This is a genomic window from Streptomyces sp. NPDC104831 (genome assembly GCF_055583025.1).
Genome location: NZ_JBVJOT010000015.1, coordinates 1 through 16,643, shown reverse-complemented (window position 1 = coordinate 16,643; position 16,643 = coordinate 1). Strand labels below are relative to the sequence as shown.

Here is a 16,643-nt window from a genome sequence, read left to right as displayed (position 1 = left end):
CCCGCGCATCCCCTCGACGGTGTCCGGAAAACGACCTTGGCGCGTCAAGGCGCCACCGACTCCTGACAGCTGACGCCCGGCCAGAAGCCTCTTGTCCCGGGCCGGGTCGGTGTGTTCTTGTGGTCACATCGGATGATCGGAAGGGGTGGCGGGGTGGAGTCGACGGCAGGTGCCGGACAGCTGCTGGCCATCAGCGACCTGCACATCGGCTATCCGGACAACCGCGCCCTCGTCGAGGCCATGCGGCCCGAGAGCGACGAGGACTGGCTGATCGTGGCCGGCGACGTCGCGGAGACCGTCGCCGACATCCGCTGGGCCCTCGGCACGCTCGCCGGCCGCTTCCGCAAGGTGCTGTGGGTGCCCGGCAACCACGAACTGTGGACCCACCCGAGGGACCCGGTCACCCTGCGCGGCGTCGCCCGCTACGAACACCTGGTCGAGGTGTGCCGGGAGCTGGGCGTCGTCACCCCGGAGGACCCCTACCCCGTGTGGCGCGGCGCCGGCGGCCCGGCCGTCGTCGCCCCGCTGTTCCTGCTGTACGACTACTCGTTCCTGCCGGCCGGGTGCGCCACCAAGGCGGAGGGCCTGGCCTACGCGGAGGGCACGGGCATCGTCTGCAACGACGAGTTCCTGCTCCACCCCGACCCCTACCCGACCCGGGAGGCGTGGTGCCGGGCCCGGGTCGCCGAGACCGAGCGCCGGCTGGCCGAGCTGCCCGAGGACCTGCCGACCGTGCTGGCCAACCACTACCCGCTGGACCGGCACCCCACCGAGATCCTCTGGCACCCCGAGTTCGCCATGTGGTGCGGCACCGGGCTGACCGCCGACTGGCACCGCCGGTTCCGGGTCGCCACCATGGTCTACGGCCATCTGCACATCCCCCGCACCACCTGGCACGACGGAGTCCGCTTCATGGAGGTCTCCGTGGGTTACCCGCGCGAATGGCGCAAGCGTCCGGATCCCCCGGGACGGCTGCGCCGCATCCTGCCGATGGAGGTCGAAGCAGGTGATCGAGGAGCTGCTCCCGGAGTCGGTCGTGGCCGTGGAGGCACACGCTGACGACCCGCTGTGGGAGACCCCGCTCTATCCGGCGGAGGAGGCGCTCGTCGTGCGCGCGGTGGCCAAGCGGCGCCGTGAGTTCGCCGCCGTGCGCGGCTGCGCCCGGCGCGCCATGGAGAAGCTCGGCGTGCCTGCGCAGGCCGTGCTCAGCGGCGAGCGCGGCGCACCGCTGTGGCCGGCCGGGCTGGTCGGCAGCATGACCCACTGCGACGGCTACTGCGCCGCCGCCCTGGTCCGCGCCGCCGACCTCGCCTCCCTCGGCATCGACGCCGAACCGCACGGGCCGCTCCCGGAGGGCGTCGGCGACTCCGTGTTCCTGCCCGCCGAGTCCGCGCGGCTCGGCCGGCTGGCCCTGCGCCGGCCCGCCGTGCACTTCGACCGGCTCCTGTTCAGCGCGAAGGAGTCCGTCTACAAGGCGTGGTTCCCGCTCGCCCGCAAGTGGCTGGACTTCTCCGAGGCCGACATCACCCTGGAACCGGACAGCGGCGGCGAGTCGTGCGGCACCCTGCGCGCCGAACTCCTCGTCCCCGGCCCGCTGGTCGGCGGCCGGCGCCTGCAGGTGTTCGAGGGCCGGTGGATCGTCCGGGACGGCGTGGCGGCGACCTCCGTCGTCGTCCCGCACGCGCCCGCGTCCCCGCACCCCTGACGGCCGGTGCCCCGCGCCCGTCGTACGGCGCCCTTCGCGCCCCGGCGGCCGGTGTCCCGCGCGCGCCGGGCCGTCAGACCGGCGGGCACCCGTCGCGCAGCAGGCGGAAGAACTCCGCCTCGTTGCCGGCCAGCCCGGCGTGCGCGAGCGCCTGTTCGGCCTCGGCCAGCACCGCGGGCGGGACGACGGCGGGCCGGCCGCCGCCCGGCCCGTCGAGGGCGGCGCGCACCGTGTGGAGCAGCCGCAGATACGCCTGGACGGCGGTGCGCTCACGGTCGGTCAGTGCGGCGGTGGGCATCGGTCGGCTCTCCCCGGGTAGGCGTCACGGTCACGCGCCCTGCGGCGCCGTGCACCGCGTCCGCGGCGCACACCCACAGCTTGCCGCCCGCCACTGACAATGCCGTCCGGCTCGGCCCGTGTTCGCCCGCTCAGCGCAGGCGCGGGAGGGAAACGGCCGCGCCCCGGGGCGCCGCACGGCCCGTACGGGAGCCGGGGTCCGCCTTCGCCGCGGACGCCGTACGCCCCCGGCTCAGGACTCGGGCCGCTTCACGCTCTCCAGGAGCATGTCCAGCCATTCCGCGACCTTGTCCCGGTGCTGGTCGGTGGGCAACTGCGCGGCCCGCCAGGCGATTCCGCGCACCCCGTGGTCCTGGAGCAGCCGCTCCAGCGGATCCTCCGCGGCCTCGACGTCGGCCCGTTCCCGGTCCGCGAGCTTCTGCAGCAACTCCTGCTCGACCCGCTGCAACGCGCCCGCCAGCGCCTCGGGATCCTCCGCGGTGAGGAAGCCGGCGTGCACCCGGAAGAAGCGCTGCAACGCGTCGCAGTGCTCCATGGTGGGCCGCCGGTCGCCGTTGATGAGGGCCCCGGCCTGCTGCCGGGACATGCCCGCGCCGTCGGCGATCTCCTGCTGGGTGTACCGGCGTCCGCCCGGCTTCAGCCGGGTGCGGCGCAGCAGGTCCAGGCGCTGCAGGAACCGGGCCTGGACGTCCGGCTCGCCCGCCGGCCGGCCGCTGAGCAGGGCCCGGACCACCGGTTCGGGCACCCCGCAGGCGGTGGACAGCCGCCCGACGTCGAAGACCTCGGCGTGCGGGACGCCGAGCCGGTCGGCGAGCGCGGTGACGCGGGCGACGACGGCCGGCAGCTGGGCGGTCGCCGAGGCGCCCGGATCCTCGTAGCCATCCGTCACCGACAGAACTCCTACGTCTCTAAAGAGGGCTTCAGATGCGTCCGTGCTTCTCACGAGCGATCGCCGTGAACTTCCCGGAGAGTAGCCCCTGTCCGGAACCCACATCCAGGTGTCGCCACAACTGTGGCGAATTTCAGCCGTCAACCGGCATGAAATGCCACGATAGTTGACATGACTCTTGCCTGGGCAGCAGGATCGCATCGCCGCGTGAAAGGCCGCAGAGGCAAGAGGGGTGACCTCCCGATGGCACATCAGGCAGGAGGGCAGCGGCCGGCACCGCGGCCCGTCCCCGACACTTGCGACACCCGGGCGTACCTCCAGGACTACGGGGCGCTGCTGGAGTACATGTCGTGTCCGTCCCTGGTCGTCGACCGCCAGTGGAACGTGGTCATGGCGAACCGGGCGTTCGAGGCGCTGTTCGGCGGCGTGCGCCCGCATCCGACGGCGATGCCGGGGGAGAACTTCCTGCGGTTCGTCCTGTTCCACCCGGACGCGGGCGAGATCCTCGGCGAGCACGAGCCGGACTGGTGCCTGCCGATGCTGGCCCAGCTCCGCACCGCCCTGGAGTCCGGCGGGCACGACCACGAACTCCAGGCCGTGCGGCGCGAGATCGCCCAGGACCCGATCATGGAGGCCGCCTACCGGCACGGCCTGCCGCACTGGATCCACGCCGTCGGCGAGGCCGCGACCCGCCTCGACGGCGCCGTACGCCTGCTGCACCACCCGGACCCGCGCCACGGGCGCACCGAGTGCCGCATCGTCGAGGAGGCGCCGCAGCCGCTGCGGGAGCTGGGCTACCGGCGCCTGACGATGGTGCTGCGCGAGCCCCGCCGCCCCGCCGCGCCGGTACGCCGCCCCCGCCGGACCCGGGGCGCCGCCTCCCACCTCACGGCCGTCCCGACGCCCGACAGCTGACCGGCCCGCCGGATCCGGGCGGCCCGCTCTCTACGCAAGCCGCTTGCAAGGCTTGCGCTACTCTTGCGCCCATGACGCGACGACTTGCGGAAGTGGCGAAGAAGGTCGGGGTCAGCGAGGCCACCGTCAGCCGGGTGCTCAACGGCAAGCCCGGGGTCTCGGACGCCACCCGGCAGGCGGTGCTGACCGCCCTGGACGTCCTCGGCTACGAGCGCCCCACCCAGCTGCGCGGTGAACGCGCCCGGCTCGTCGGCCTCGTCCTGCCCGAGCTGCAGAACCCCATCTTCCCGGCGTTCGCCGAGGTCATCGGTGGCGCCCTGGCGCAGCACGGGCTGACCCCGGTGCTGTGCACCCAGACCAAGGGCGGGGTGTCGGAGGCGGACTACGTGGAGCTGCTGCTCCAGCAGCAGGTCTCCGGCGTCGTGTTCGCCGGCGGCCTGTACGCCCAGGCCGACGCGCCGCACGACCACTACCGGCTGCTCGCCGAGCGCAACATCCCGGTGGTGCTGGTCAACGCGGCCATCGAACACCTCGGCTTCCCCGGGGTGTCCTGCGACGACGCGGTAGCCGTCGAACAGGCCTGGCGGCACCTCGCCTCCCTCGGCCACGAGCGCATCGGCCTGCTCCTCGGCCCCGGCGACCACGTCCCCTCGGCCCGCAAGCTCGCCGCCGCCCGGGCCGTCGCCGGCGACCTGCCGGAGGAGTTCGTGGCGCGGGCCATCTTCTCCGTCGAGGGCGGACACGCCGCCGCCTCCCGGCTGCTCGACCGGGGTGTCACCGGCATCGTCTGCGCCTCCGACCCGCTGGCCCTCGGCGCCGTCCGGGCGGCCCGCCGCAAGGGGTACGACGTCCCGGGCCGGGTCTCCGTGGTGGGCTACGACGACTCGGCGCTGATGAACTGCACCGAGCCCCCGCTGACCACCGTCCGTCAGCCCATCGAGGCCATGGGGCGCGCGGCCGTGGAGCTGCTGAACGCGCGGATCGGCGGCACCGCCGTACCCGCCGACGAGCTGTTGTTCGAGCCCGAACTGGTGGTGCGCGGCTCCACCGCGCAAGCCCCGCGCGACTGACCCTCCGAAAGATCCAACTCACTGTCGAATAATTGCGGATTCCGCGCGACATCTTGCGAACGGATGTCGGCGGTGCTTGAGTGTGCGGCGCCCACCGCTCCTGCCACGAGTGCCATGAGGGGTCCAGCGATGAGACACACCGGGTTCCGCCGTACCGTCGTCGCGATCGGCGTCTGTTCCTCCCTCGCCCTCGCCGCCACCGCCTGCGGGTCCGGTGCCGACGGCGCGGCGAGCGGGAGGACCCGCATCACGGTCAACTGCGAACCGCCCAAGAGCGCCAAAACCGACCGCGCCTTCTTCGAGGCGGATCTCGCCTCCTTCGAACAGGCCCACCCGGACATCGACGTCGTCGCGCACGACGCCTTCCCCTGCCAGGACCCCAAGACCTTCGACGCCAAGCTCGCCGGCGGCCAGATGGAGGACGTGTTCTACACGTACTTCACCGACGCCCGGCACGTGGTGGACATCGGCCAGGCCGCCGACCTCACGCCGTACCTGAGGGAACTGAAGAACTACGACGGCATCCAGCGGCAACTGCGGGACATCTACACCGTGGACGGCAAGGTCTACGGCATCCCGCGCACCGGCTACTCCATGGGGCTGATCTACAACCGCGCCCTGTTCCGCGAGGCCGGCCTGGATCCCGACCGGCCCCCCGCCACCTGGGAGGAGGTCCGCGCCGCCGCCAGGAAGATCGCGGCCCTCGGCGACGGCACGGTCGGCTACGCCGACTACAGCGCGCAGAACCAGGGCGGCTGGCACTTCACCGCCGAGCTGTACGCGCGAGGAGGCGACGTCGTCGATGCCGACGGCAGGAAGGCCACCGTCGACACCCCCGAGGGCCGCGCCGTGCTGCGCACCCTGCACGACATGCGGTGGACCGACGGCTCGATGGGCAGCAAACAGCTCCTCGTCATCAACGACGTGCAGCAGATGATGGGTTCCGGCAAGCTGGGCATGTACCTGGCCGCGCCCGACAACATCCCGATCCTGGTCAAGGAGAAGGGCGGCGACTACCAGGACCTCGCCCTCGCCCCCATGCCGGGAGGCCGCGCCACCCTCATCGGCGGCGACGGCTACATGTTCGGCAAGAAGGCCACGCCCGCCCAGATCCGGGCCGGCCTCAAGTGGCTCGACCACATGTTCCTCACCCCCGGCAAGGGCTTCCTCGGCGACTACGCCCGCGCCAGGAAGCACCACGCCCCGGTCGGCCTGCCCGAGCCGCGCCTGTTCACCGGTGCCGCCGACGCCACCGACCAGCGGGTGAAACAGGCCAACGCCACCGTCCCGGTGGAGAACTACCGGGCGTTCCTCGACGGCAACCGGAGGCTCCGGCTCAAGACGGAGCCGCCGCACGCCCAGCAGATCTACTCCGTCCTCGACGGCACCGTCTCCGCCGTCCTCACCCAGGAGGACGCCGACATCGACCGGCTCCTGAAGGAGGCGTCCGGGAAGATCGACAGCATTCTGTCCCGGAGCTGACGGCCATGACGAAGACGGCCGGGCGACGCCCCGTCGCCCACCCGCCCGTCCCCCCGCCCCCGGCCCCCGCCCCGGCCGGGCGCCGCCGGCACCGCCTGGCCGACCAGGTGCGCGCCTACGGCTTCCTCCTCGGCGGCCTGCTCTGCTTCGCCCTGTTCTCCTGGTACCCGGCGATCCGCGCGGTCGTCATCTCCTTCCAGAGGTACACCCCGGGCTCGCCGCCCGAGTGGGCCGGCACCGCCAACTTCACCCGCGTCCTCGCCGACCCCGAGTTCGCCGACGCCTGGCGCAACACCCTCGCCTTCACCCTGCTCGCCCTGCTCATCGGCTTCGCGATCCCCTTCGTCCTCGCCCTCGTCCTGAACGAACTGCGGCACGCCAAGGCGTTCTTCCGGGTCGTGGTCTATCTGCCGGTGATGATCCCGCCGGTGGTCAGCGCCCTGCTGTGGAAGTGGTTCTACGACCCGGGAGCCGGCCTCGCCAACGAGGCCCTGCGCCTGGTGCACCTGCCCACCTCGAACTGGACCAACGGCACCGGCACCGCGCTCGTCTCCCTGGTGCTCGTCGCCACCTGGGCCAACATGGGCGGCACCGTCCTCGTCTACCTCGCCGCGCTCCAGTCCGTCCCCGGCGAGCTGTACGAGGCGGCCGAACTGGACGGCGCGGGCCTGCTCCAGCGGATCCGGCACGTCACGGTCCCGCAGACCCGGTTCGTGATCCTGATGCTGATGCTGCTCCAGATCATCGCGACCATGCAGGTGTTCACCGAGCCGTACGTCATCACCGGCGGCGGACCCGAGAACGCCACCGTCACGGTCCTGTACCTCATCTACAAATACGCCTTCCTCTACAACGACTTCGGCGGTGCCTGCGCCCTCAGCGTGATGCTGCTGGTCCTGCTCGGCGCCTTCTCCGCCCTGTACCTGCGGCTCACCCGCACCGAGGGGGACGCATGACCCCGGGCACCCGCACCCTGATCTCCCCGGCCGCCCTCGCCCGCCCGCGCGGGAAGGCCCTCTACTGGACGGTGTTCACCACCGTCGTCGTCCTCTTCGCGCTCGCCTTCCTCTTCCCCGTGTACTGGATGGTGTCCGGCGCGCTGAAGTCACCCGACGAGGTGGCCCGCACCCCGCCCACCCTGCTGCCCGAGCACTGGCACCCCGGCGGCTACGCCGACGCCTGGGACCTGATGGAGCTGCCGGCGCACCTGGGGAACACCCTCGTCCAGGCGGCCGGCGCCTGGGCCTTCCAGCTCGTGTTCTGCACCGCCGCCGCCTACTCCCTGTCCAGGCTGAGGCCGGTGTTCGGCAAGGCGGTCCTCGGCGGCGTCCTCGCCACCCTCATGGTCCCGGCGCAGGCGCTGGTCGTCCCCAAGTACCTGACCGTCGCCGACCTGCCGCTGATCCACACCAGCCTGCTCAACGACCCCCTCGCCATCTGGCTGCCGGCGACCGCCAACGCCTTCAACCTCTACCTGCTCAAGCGGTTCTTCGACCGGTTGCCGCGCGATGTGCTGGAGGCCGCCGAGATCGACGGCGCCGGAAGGCTCCGCGTCCTGTGGTCCGTCGTGCTGCCCATGTCCCGGCCGGTGCTCGGCGTGGTGTCCATCTTCGCGCTGGTCGCCGTCTGGCAGGACTTCCTGTGGCCGCTGATGGTCTTCTCCGACACCGGCAAGCAGCCGATCAGCGTGGCCCTGGTGCAGTTGTCGCAGAACGTCCAGCTCACCGTGCTCATCGCCGCGATGGTGATCGCCAGCATCCCGATGGTGGCGCTCTTCCTCGTCTTCCAGCGGCACATCATCGCCGGGATCGGCGCGGGCAGCACCAAGGGCTGACGCCGCCGCCCCGTCCACAGAAAGGCCAAGCTCCGTGGGACAGCCCACCCCTGCCCAAAACGACCCCGACTGGTGGCGCAACGCCGTCGTCTACCAGGTGTACGTGCGCAGCTTCGCGGACGGCGACGGCGACGGCACCGGTGATCTCGCGGGCGTCCGCGCCCGGCTGCCGTACCTGGCCGAACTCGGCGTGGACGCCCTGTGGTTCACCCCCTGGTACCTGTCACCGCTGAAGGACGGCGGCTACGACGTCGCCGACTACCGGAGCATCGACCCGGCCTTCGGCACCCTCGCCGAGGCGGAGAAGCTCATCGCCGAGGCCGCCGGGGCGGGCATCCGCACCCTCGTCGACATCGTGCCCAACCACGTCTCCGACCAGCACCCCTGGTTCCGGGCCGCGCTCGCCGCCGGGCCGGGCAGCCCCGAACGCGCACTCTTCCACTTCCGGCCCGGACGCGGCCCGCACGGCGAACTCCCCCCGAACGACTGGCCCTCGCAGTTCGCCGGCTCCACCGAACCGGTGTGGACCAGGCTGCCCGACGGCGACTGGTACCTGCACCTGTTCACCCCGGAACAGCCCGACCTCAACTGGGCCCACCCGGCCGTCCGCCAGGAGCACGAGGACATCCTGCGCTTCTGGTTCGAACGGGGCGTCGCCGGTGTCCGCATCGACTCGGCGGCCCTGCTCGCCAAGGACCCGGACCTGCCCGACCTCGCCGCCCGCCCCGAGCCGCACCCGTTCCTCGACCGCGACGAACTCCACGACGTCTACCGCTCCTGGCGGCGGGTGGCCGACGAGTACGGCGGCGTCTTCGTCGGCGAGGTCTGGCTCCCCGACGCCGAACGCTTCGCCCGCTACCTGCGCCCCGACGAACTCCACACCGCCTTCAACTTCTCCTTCCTCACCTGCCCCTGGGACGCCGGCCGGCTGCGCGCCTCGATCGACACCACCCTCGCCGAACACGCCCCCGTCGGCGCCCCGGCCACCTGGGTGCTGTGCAACCACGACGTCACCCGCACCGTCACCCGCTACGGCCGCGCGGACACCGCCTTCGACTTCACCGCCAAGGCCTTCGGCACCCCGACGGACCTCGCGCTCGGCACCCGGCGCGCCCGCGCCGCCGCCCTGCTCTCGCTGGCGCTGCCGGGCGCGGTCTACGTCTACCAGGGCGAGGAACTGGGCCTGCCGGAGGCCGACATCCCGCTCGACCGCGTCCAGGACCCGATGCACTTCCGCTCGGGCGGCACCGACCCCGGCCGCGACGGCTGCCGGGTGCCGCTGCCGTGGGCCGCCGGCCTGCCGTACGCCGGATTCGGTTCCCGCGGGGAGCCGTGGCTGCCCCAGCCGGCCGGCTGGGCGTCGTACGCGGCCGACCGCCAGCGGCGCGACCCGGACTCCGTGCTCTCCCTGTACCGCACGGCCATCGCCCTGCGCCCCGTGTTCGGCGACGGCCCCCTGACCTGGCTGCCCGCCCCGGACGGCGTGCTCGCCTTCTCCCGCGCGGACGCGCTGTGCGTGGTCAACCTCGCGGCCACGCCCGTCGCCCTCCCCGCGCACTCCCGGCTCCTGCTCGGCAGCGGCCCGCTGGACGACGCGGGCCGGCTGCCGCAGGACACGGCGGCCTGGCTGCGTCGGTGAGCCACGCCCCCGCGCACCACCGCGCTGTCCCCCGCACCCCACCACGAAGGGATCGGCAGATGCACAGCAGCACCACCGGACACGTCAGGCGCATGCCGGCCATCGGGGCGGTCGTCGCCCTCGCCGCCGGCCTGCTCGTCTCCCTCGCCCCGGCCGCCCACGCGGCGGCCGGCGCCACGCTCCCCTTCACCTCCGTGGAGGCCGAGTCGGCGAGTACCGACGGCACCAGGATCGGCCCCGACCACACGCAGGGCACCCTCGCCTCGGAGGCCTCCGGCCGGCAGGCCGTCCGGCTGGCGGCCGGGCAGCGCGTGGAGTTCACCGTGCCGCGCACGGCCGACGCGCTGAACCTCGCCTACAGCGTCCCGGACGGCCGGTCCGGCGCCCTGAACGTGTACGTCAACGGCACCAGGCTCGCCAAGACGCTCCCGGTGACCGCCAAGTACTCCTATGTCGACACCGGCTGGATCACCGGCTCCAGGACCCACCACTTCTTCGACGACACCCGGCTGCTGCTGGGCCGGACCGTCCAGGCCGGAGACAAGGTCGCCGTCGAGTCGGCCGGCGTGCAGGTGACCGTCGACGTGGCCGACTTCGAGCAGGCCGCACCGGCCTCCGCCCAGCCCGCCGGGTCGGTGTCCGTCGTCGCCAAGGGCGCCGACCCCACCGGCGGCGGCGACTCCACCCAGGCGTTCCGGGACGCCATCGCCGCCGCCCAGGGCGGCACGGTGTGGATCCCGCCGGGCGACTACCGGGTCACCTCCTCCCTCGGCGGCGTGCAGAACGTCACCCTCCAGGGGGCCGGGCACTGGTACTCGGTCGTGCACGCCTCCCGCTTCATCGACCAGTCCGGCTCCGCGGGCAACGTGCGCATCAGGGACTTCGCGGTCATCGGCGAGGTCACCGAGCGCGTCGACTCCAGCCCGGACAACTTCGTCAACGGCTCCCTCGGACCGGGCAGCTCGGTGTCCGGCATGTGGCTCCAGCACCTGAAGGTCGGCCTGTGGCTCACGGGCAACAACGACAACCTGGTGGTGGAGAACAACCGCATCCTCGACACCACCGCCGACGGCCTCAACCTCAACGGCAACGCCAGGGGCGTGCGGGTGCGGAACAACTTCCTGCGCAACCAGGGCGACGACGCCCTGGCGATGTGGTCGCTGTACGCCCCGGACACCGACTCCAGCTTCGAGCACAACACCATCTCCCAGCCCAACCTCGCCAACGGCATCGCCGTCTACGGCGGCACCGACATCGCCGTACGCGACAACCTGGTCTCCGACACCAACGCCCTCGGCAGCGGCATCGCGATCTCCAACCAGAAGTTCCTCGATCCCTTCCACCCGCTGGCCGGCACCGTCACCGTCGACGGCAACACGCTGGTCCGCGCCGGTGCCATGAACCCCAACTGGAACCACCCGATGGGCGCGCTGCGCGTCGACTCCTACGACAGCGCCGTCAACGCCACCGTCAACATCACCAACACCACGATCACCGACAGCCCCTACAGCGCCTTCGAGTTCGTCTCCGGCGGCGGGCAGGGCTACCCGGTGCGCAACGTCAACGTCACCGGGGCGACCGTACGCAACACCGGAACGGTCGTCGTGCAGGCCGAGGCCCAGGGCGGCGCCGTCTTCAGGAACGTCACCGCCACCCGGGTCGGCGCGGCCGGCGTGTACAACTGCCCCTTCCCGGCGAACTCCGGTCCCTTCACGCTCACCGACGGCGGCGGCAACGCGGGGTGGTCGAGCACCTGGTCGGACTGCTCCACCTGGCCGCGGCCCGGACAGGGCGATCCCGACCCCGACCCGAACCGCAACCTCGCCGTGGGCCGCCCGGCCACCGCGACCGGCACCCAGGACGTCTACACGCCCGGCAAGGCGGTCGACGGCGACGCGAACTCGTACTGGGAGTCGGCCAACAACGCCTTCCCGCAGTCCTGGACGGTCGACCTCGGCGCGTCCTACGGCGTGCGCCGCGTGGTGCTGAAGCTGCCGCCGTCGGCGGCCTGGGGCGCCCGCACCCAGACCGTCGCGGTGCTCGGCAGCACCGACGGCGCGAACTTCACGACGGTGGCCGGCGCCCAGGGCTACCGCTTCGACCCCGCCACCGGCAACACCGCGACCGTGTCCCTGCCCGCCGGCACGAACCTGCGCCACCTGCGCCTGACCGTCAGCGCCAACACCGGCTGGCCGGCGGGCCAGTTCAGTGAGGTGGAGGTCTACTCGTCCTGACCGGACACCGGGGGAGCCGCGCCGGTGCGCGGCTCCCCCTCAGCGCTCCAGCTCCCGGTGAGCCGTCTCCGGCAGCCGCAGGTACACCAGCGAGGACAGCAGGCACAGCGCGCCGACGTACCAGGGGAAGAGCCCGGAGCGGCCCAGCTCCTTGAACAGCGTGCCGACGTAGGGGGCCGTGCCGCCGAACAGCGCCACGGTGAGCGAGTACGGGAAGCCGATGCCGGCCGCGCGCACCCGGGGCGGGAAGACCTCGGCGTTGACGGCCGCGCTGACGGACGTGAACCCGGTCAGCAGCACCATGCCCGCGCAACTCACCAGCAGCAGCACGGCGAAGGAGTCGCGCAGCAGGTGCAGCAGCGGCACGCACAGCACGGCGAAGCCCACCCCGAAGCCCAGCAGCAGCGGCCGGCGCCCCACCCGGTCGGACAGCAGCCCGCCGAGCGGCTGGAGCAGGGCGAAGAAGCCCAGCGAGACCGTGCTCGCGAGCAGCGCGTCCGACTTGTCGACGCCCGCGTTGAGTTCGGCGTACGTCGGCAGGTACGACGTCCAGGTGTAGTAGGCGAGGGTGCCGCCCGCGGTGATGCCGGCGATGAGCAGGGACTGGCGCGGATGGCGGCGCAGCGCCTCGAACAGGCCCGGTCGCGGCGCCTGCCGCTGCCCGGCGCTGCGGGTCTCCTCGGCGCCGCGCCGGATCCAGAAGCCGACCAGGCTGAACACCCCGCCGAGCCAGAACGGCACGCGCCAGCCCCAGCCGTCCATCGCGGGTTCGGCGAGCGTGTTCACGAGCAGGGTGGCGATGCCGGACGCGACCAGCTGTCCGGCGGTCGTGGAGACGTACTGGAAGCTGGAGAACAACCCGCGCCGGCCCGGTCCCGCCGACTCCACGAGGAAGGTGGTCGAGGCCGCGAACTCGCCGCCCACCGACAGTCCTTGCAGCAGCCGGGCGGCGACCAGCACCACCGGGGCCGCGAGGCCCGCCGAGGCGTAGGTCGGGGTCAGCCCCACCAGCAGGCTGCTGCCGCCCATCAGCAGGATGGTGACGGTGAGGGCGGCCCGCCGGCCGCGCCGGTCGGCGACGGCCCCCATGAGCAGCCCGCCCACGGGCCGCATGAAGAAGCCGACCGCGAACACGGCGAACGTCGACAGCAGCGGCACCAGGGAGTTCCCGGCGCCCTTGGGGAAGACCGCGGCGGCGATGTAGGTGGCGAGAAAGGTGTAGGCGTACCAGTCGTACCATTCCACGGCGTTGCCCACGGAAGCGGCGACAAGCTGTCGCGCGGGTCGCCTCGTCCGCTCCGGTGCCGTCGTCTGCTTGCCTGTCATGATCGCGTCCCTCCCCGGCCGGCGGGTGCCGCACACCTCATGTAGCGATGAGTTCACGTCGGTGCCATCGCACCCTTCCCTGACGTTTGCTGCTCTTGGAACACTCGCTCCGCGCACGTTCCGTCATCCGGCGGCATCGTGCACGTCAGGATGAGAGGACCCTCGACCCATGCCCGAAGTCAACCGGCGGCGCTTCCTCCAACTCACGGGTGCCACCACGGCGTTCACGGCACTGGCCGGCAGCATCCAGCGCGCCGCGGCCCTGCCCGCCCGCTACCGCACCGGATCGGTGGACGACGTGGAGCACATCGTCGTCCTGATGCAGGAGAACCGTTCCTTCGACCATTACTTCGGCTCCCTGCGCGGAGTGCGCGGCTTCGGCGACCCCCGCCCGGTCACCCAGAACGGCAGGTCCGTCTGGAAGCAGTCCGACGGCACCAGGGACATCCTGCCCTTCCACCCCGACGCCGACGACCTGGGCCTGGCCTTCATCCAGGACCTCCCGCACGGCTGGAACGACGGCCACACCGCGTTCAACGGCGGCAAGTACGACAAGTGGGTGCCCGCCAAGTCCGCGACGACGATGGCGTACCTGACGCGCGACGACATCCCCTTCCACTACGCGCTCGCCGACGCCTTCACCGTCTGCGACGCCTACCACTGCTCGTTCATCGGCTCCACGGACCCCAACCGCTACTACATGTGGACGGGGTACACCGGCAACGACGGCCAGGGCGGCGGCCCGGTCCTCGGCAACGAGGAGAAGGGCTACGGCTGGACGACGTACCCCGAGCGCCTGGAGCGGGCCGGGGTCTCCTGGAAGATCTACCAGGACGTCGGCGACGGCCTGGACGCGAACGGCTCATGGGGCTGGATCGGCGACGCCTACCGCGGCAACTACGGCGACAACTCGCTGCTCTACTTCAACCAGTACCGCACCGCCCAGCCCGGCAGCCCGCTGTACGACAAGGCGCGCACCGGCACCGACGCCCGCAAGGGCGAGGGCCTCTTCGACCGGCTGAAGGCGGACGTCAAGGCGGGCACACTGCCCCGGGTCTCCTGGATCGTCGCCCCCGAGGCATTCACCGAGCACCCCAACTGGCCCGCGAACTACGGCGCCTGGTACGTCTCCCAGGTCCTGGACGCGCTCACCGCCGACCCCGACGTGTGGGGCAGGACGGCGCTGTTCATCACCTACGACGAGAACGACGGCTTCTTCGACCACGTCGTCCCGCCCCACCCGCCGGCCTCCGCCGCCCGGGGCAAGTCGACGGTCGACCCCGCGCCCGACCTGTTCAAGGGCGACGCCGGCCATGTGGCCGGCCCCTACGGGCTCGGCCAGCGGGTGCCGATGCTGGTCGTCTCCCCGTGGAGCAAGGGCGGTTACGTCTGCTCCGAGACGTTCGACCACACCTCGATCATCCGGTTCATCGAGCGCCGCTTCGGCGTCCGGGAGCCCAACATCTCGCCGTGGCGCCGTGCCGTCTGCGGCGACCTGACCAGCGCCTTCGACTTCTCCCGCCAGGACACCGCACCCGTGGCGCTGCCCTCCACGGCCGGCTACCGGCCGCCGGACCGCGACCGGCACCCGGACTACGTCCCCAAGCCGCCCGCCCAGGGCACCCTGCCCCGGCAGGAGCCCGGCAGCCGGCCCACCCGCCCGCTGAGGTACGCGCCCGTGGTGGACGGCGCCGCGGACACGGCGGCCGGCAAGTTCACCCTGACGTTCGCCTCCGGGGCGGCCGCCGGCGCGGCCTTCCTGGTGACGTCCGACAGCCGCACCGACGGCCCCTGGACCTACACCACCGAGGCCGGCAAGACGCTCTCGGACACCTGGAACTCGGTGTACTCCGGCGGCGACTACGACCTCACCGTGCACGGGCCCAACGGTTTCGTGCGCGTCTTCAAGGGCCGCAACAAGGTGGCCGGCCCCGAGGTCACCGCCCGGCACACGGGCGACGACATCGAGCTGACCTTCACCAACAAGGGTTCCGGCACGGCGCGGCTGAAGGTCACCGACGGTTACGGCGCCGCCCCGGTCGCGGTGACGGTGCGGCCCGGCGCGACCGTGAAGCAGACCGTGGGCCTCGCGGCGAGCGAGCGCTGGTACGACCTGACCGTGACCTCGGACGCCGACCCGGCCTTCCTGCGCGGCTTCGCCGGCCACGTGGAGAACGGACGGCCCGGCGTCAGCGATCCGGCGATCGCCACGGGGTGATCGACCGATGAACACCGCTCCGTGCGGACTGGTCAGGTACCGGTCAGATCAGGGTAGTGTGCCCCGGTGACCACGCAATCCAACACCCCTGCCGGCTGGTACCCGGACCCGCACGGAGCCCAGAACACGCTCCGTTACTGGGACGGCACGCAGTGGACCGACCACACCAACCCGGCCCAGCAGCCCGCCGGGCAGGCCCCGGCCCAGCAGGCCGCCGCCGACCCCAAGGTCCAGCGCCAGGTGCAGCAGCAGGCCGGTGTCGCGGCCGGCGGCGCCGGCGGCGGCACCCTCTTCACCGAGCCGGTCCTGGTCGTGAACCAGAAGGCCAAGCTCATCGAGCTGACCAACGAGTACAAGGTCATGGACCAGAGCGGCCGGGAGATCGGTTCGGTCACCCAGGTCGGCCAGGGCATCCTGCGCAAGATCCTGCGCTTCGTCTCCAGCCTGGACCAGTTCCTGACCCACAAGCTGGAGATCCGCGACGCCCACGGCCGGCCGCAGCTGCTGCTGACCCGGCCCGCGAAGATCTTCAAGTCCCGGGTCGTCGTGACCCGCCCGGACGGCTCCCCGGTCGGCGAGATCGTCCAGAAGAACATGATCGGCAAGATCAACTTCGCGATGATGGCGGACGGCCGGCAGGTCGGCGCGATCAAGGCGGAGAACTGGCGCGCCTGGAACTTCGCGATCGTCGACCACGCGGACAGCGAGGTCGCCCGGATCACGAAGACCTGGGAGGGCCTGGCCAAGACGCTCTTCACGACCGCGGACAACTACGTCCTGCAGATCCACTACCAGCTGCCCGAGCCCCTGCTGAGCCTCGTGGTGGCGACCGCGCTGACGGTCGACACCGCGCTGAAGCAGGACGCGCGCGGCTGGGGGTGACCCGCGGCGGCAGGAAGAAGCGCGGGCGGGGGGGGGGGGGGGGCCCCCCCGCCCCCGCCCCCTCCCTTTGTCTTTCTCGGCGGGGGTGGTGGCCCCACTTCTCCCGTTTCTTCCGTCCCCCCCCCGGTTCCCTCGTCGACTCCCCCCGCCCT

At 72.2% G+C, this 16,643-nt stretch carries 14 protein-coding genes; 11 read left to right on the top strand and 3 right to left on the bottom strand.

Going from position 1 to position 16,643, the window contains the following annotated elements:
- Positions 1 to 153 precede the first annotated feature (153 nt).
- On the top strand, positions 154 to 1,059 hold the full coding sequence (locus ACZ63H_RS12980) for a metallophosphoesterase family protein (RefSeq protein WP_467933109.1): 906 nt from the start codon (positions 154 to 156) through the stop codon (positions 1,057 to 1,059).
- Positions 1,007 to 1,705, top strand: coding sequence for a 4'-phosphopantetheinyl transferase family protein (locus ACZ63H_RS12975; protein ID WP_469864269.1), 699 nt, complete (start codon positions 1,007 to 1,009; stop codon positions 1,703 to 1,705). The genes ACZ63H_RS12980 and ACZ63H_RS12975 overlap by 53 nt, the downstream gene beginning before the upstream one ends.
- A 73-nt stretch (positions 1,706 to 1,778) precedes the next feature.
- On the opposite strand, the gene ACZ63H_RS12970 is transcribed toward ACZ63H_RS12975, so the two are convergent.
- A complete protein-coding gene (locus ACZ63H_RS12970; protein WP_469864267.1) occupies positions 1,779 to 2,003 on the bottom strand; it encodes a hypothetical protein in 225 nt (74 codons plus the stop codon).
- Between the two features lie 231 nt (positions 2,004 to 2,234).
- Positions 2,235 to 2,891, bottom strand: coding sequence for a helix-turn-helix domain-containing protein (locus tag ACZ63H_RS12965; RefSeq protein WP_469864265.1), 657 nt, complete (start codon positions 2,889 to 2,891; stop codon positions 2,235 to 2,237).
- A gap of 243 nt (positions 2,892 to 3,134) precedes the next feature.
- Here ACZ63H_RS12965 and ACZ63H_RS12960 point away from each other — a divergent pair, with 243 nt between their 5' ends.
- From ACZ63H_RS12960 to ACZ63H_RS12930, 7 genes are all read left to right on the top strand, one after another.
- Entirely contained in the window at positions 3,135 to 3,806 is a 672-nt protein-coding gene (locus ACZ63H_RS12960) for an MmyB family transcriptional regulator (RefSeq protein WP_469864263.1), read from the top strand.
- A 71-nt stretch (positions 3,807 to 3,877) separates the two neighbouring features.
- The gene (locus tag ACZ63H_RS12955) at positions 3,878 to 4,876 is read left to right on the top strand and encodes a LacI family DNA-binding transcriptional regulator (protein ID WP_469864261.1); all 999 of its coding nucleotides are present in this window, start codon (positions 3,878 to 3,880) and stop codon (positions 4,874 to 4,876) included.
- 129 nt (positions 4,877 to 5,005) lie between these two features.
- Positions 5,006 to 6,358 carry an ABC transporter substrate-binding protein gene (locus ACZ63H_RS12950; RefSeq protein ID WP_469864259.1) on the top strand — a complete coding sequence of 451 codons (1,353 nt, stop codon included), beginning with the start codon at positions 5,006 to 5,008 and terminating at the stop codon, positions 6,356 to 6,358.
- A 5-nt stretch (positions 6,359 to 6,363) separates the two neighbouring features.
- Positions 6,364 to 7,314, top strand: a complete 951-nt coding sequence (locus tag ACZ63H_RS12945; protein WP_469864257.1) for a carbohydrate ABC transporter permease — start codon at positions 6,364 to 6,366, stop codon at positions 7,312 to 7,314.
- Positions 7,311 to 8,192 (top strand): carbohydrate ABC transporter permease, encoded by an 882-nt coding sequence (locus ACZ63H_RS12940; RefSeq protein WP_469864255.1) that lies wholly within the window; start codon positions 7,311 to 7,313, stop codon positions 8,190 to 8,192. The genes ACZ63H_RS12945 and ACZ63H_RS12940 overlap by 4 nt, the downstream gene beginning before the upstream one ends.
- Positions 8,193 to 8,226: 34 nt before the next feature.
- Positions 8,227 to 9,831, top strand: a complete 1,605-nt coding sequence (locus ACZ63H_RS12935) for a glycoside hydrolase family 13 protein (protein WP_469864253.1) — start codon at positions 8,227 to 8,229, stop codon at positions 9,829 to 9,831.
- Positions 9,832 to 9,890: 59 nt separating this feature from the next.
- On the top strand, positions 9,891 to 12,065 hold the full coding sequence (locus ACZ63H_RS12930) for a galactose-binding domain-containing protein (RefSeq protein ID WP_469864251.1): 2,175 nt from the start codon (positions 9,891 to 9,893) through the stop codon (positions 12,063 to 12,065).
- 39 nt (positions 12,066 to 12,104) lie between these two features.
- On the opposite strand, the gene ACZ63H_RS12925 is transcribed toward ACZ63H_RS12930, so the two are convergent.
- Positions 12,105 to 13,391 (bottom strand): MFS transporter, encoded by a 1,287-nt coding sequence (locus ACZ63H_RS12925; protein ID WP_469864249.1) that lies wholly within the window; start codon positions 13,389 to 13,391, stop codon positions 12,105 to 12,107.
- A 169-nt stretch (positions 13,392 to 13,560) separates the two neighbouring features.
- On the opposite strand from ACZ63H_RS12925, the gene ACZ63H_RS12920 reads away from it, so the two are divergent.
- Positions 13,561 to 15,609, top strand: coding sequence for a phosphocholine-specific phospholipase C (locus ACZ63H_RS12920; protein ID WP_469864247.1), 2,049 nt, complete (start codon positions 13,561 to 13,563; stop codon positions 15,607 to 15,609).
- A gap of 66 nt (positions 15,610 to 15,675) precedes the next feature.
- Positions 15,676 to 16,491, top strand: coding sequence for an LURP-one-related family protein (locus ACZ63H_RS12915; protein WP_469864245.1), 816 nt, complete (start codon positions 15,676 to 15,678; stop codon positions 16,489 to 16,491).
- Positions 16,492 to 16,643 lie beyond the last annotated feature (152 nt).

What these genes read in the sequence shown, in the direction of transcription:
- ACZ63H_RS12970 (WP_469864267.1), bottom strand. Translation starts at nt 2,003, where the DNA reads ATGCCCACCGCCGCACTGACCGACCGTGAGCGCACCGCCGTCCAGGCG.
- ACZ63H_RS12960 (WP_469864263.1), top strand. Translation starts at nt 3,135, where the DNA reads ATGGCACATCAGGCAGGAGGGCAGCGGCCGGCACCGCGGCCCGTCCCC.
- ACZ63H_RS12955 (WP_469864261.1), top strand. Translation starts at nt 3,878, where the DNA reads ATGACGCGACGACTTGCGGAAGTGGCGAAGAAGGTCGGGGTCAGCGAG.
- ACZ63H_RS12950 (WP_469864259.1), top strand. Translation starts at nt 5,006, where the DNA reads ATGAGACACACCGGGTTCCGCCGTACCGTCGTCGCGATCGGCGTCTGT.
- ACZ63H_RS12945 (WP_469864257.1), top strand. Translation starts at nt 6,364, where the DNA reads ATGACGAAGACGGCCGGGCGACGCCCCGTCGCCCACCCGCCCGTCCCC.
- ACZ63H_RS12940 (WP_469864255.1), top strand. Translation starts at nt 7,311, where the DNA reads ATGACCCCGGGCACCCGCACCCTGATCTCCCCGGCCGCCCTCGCCCGC.
- ACZ63H_RS12930 (WP_469864251.1), top strand. Translation starts at nt 9,891, where the DNA reads ATGCACAGCAGCACCACCGGACACGTCAGGCGCATGCCGGCCATCGGG.
- ACZ63H_RS12925 (WP_469864249.1), bottom strand. Translation starts at nt 13,391, where the DNA reads ATGACAGGCAAGCAGACGACGGCACCGGAGCGGACGAGGCGACCCGCG.
- ACZ63H_RS12920 (WP_469864247.1), top strand. Translation starts at nt 13,561, where the DNA reads ATGCCCGAAGTCAACCGGCGGCGCTTCCTCCAACTCACGGGTGCCACC.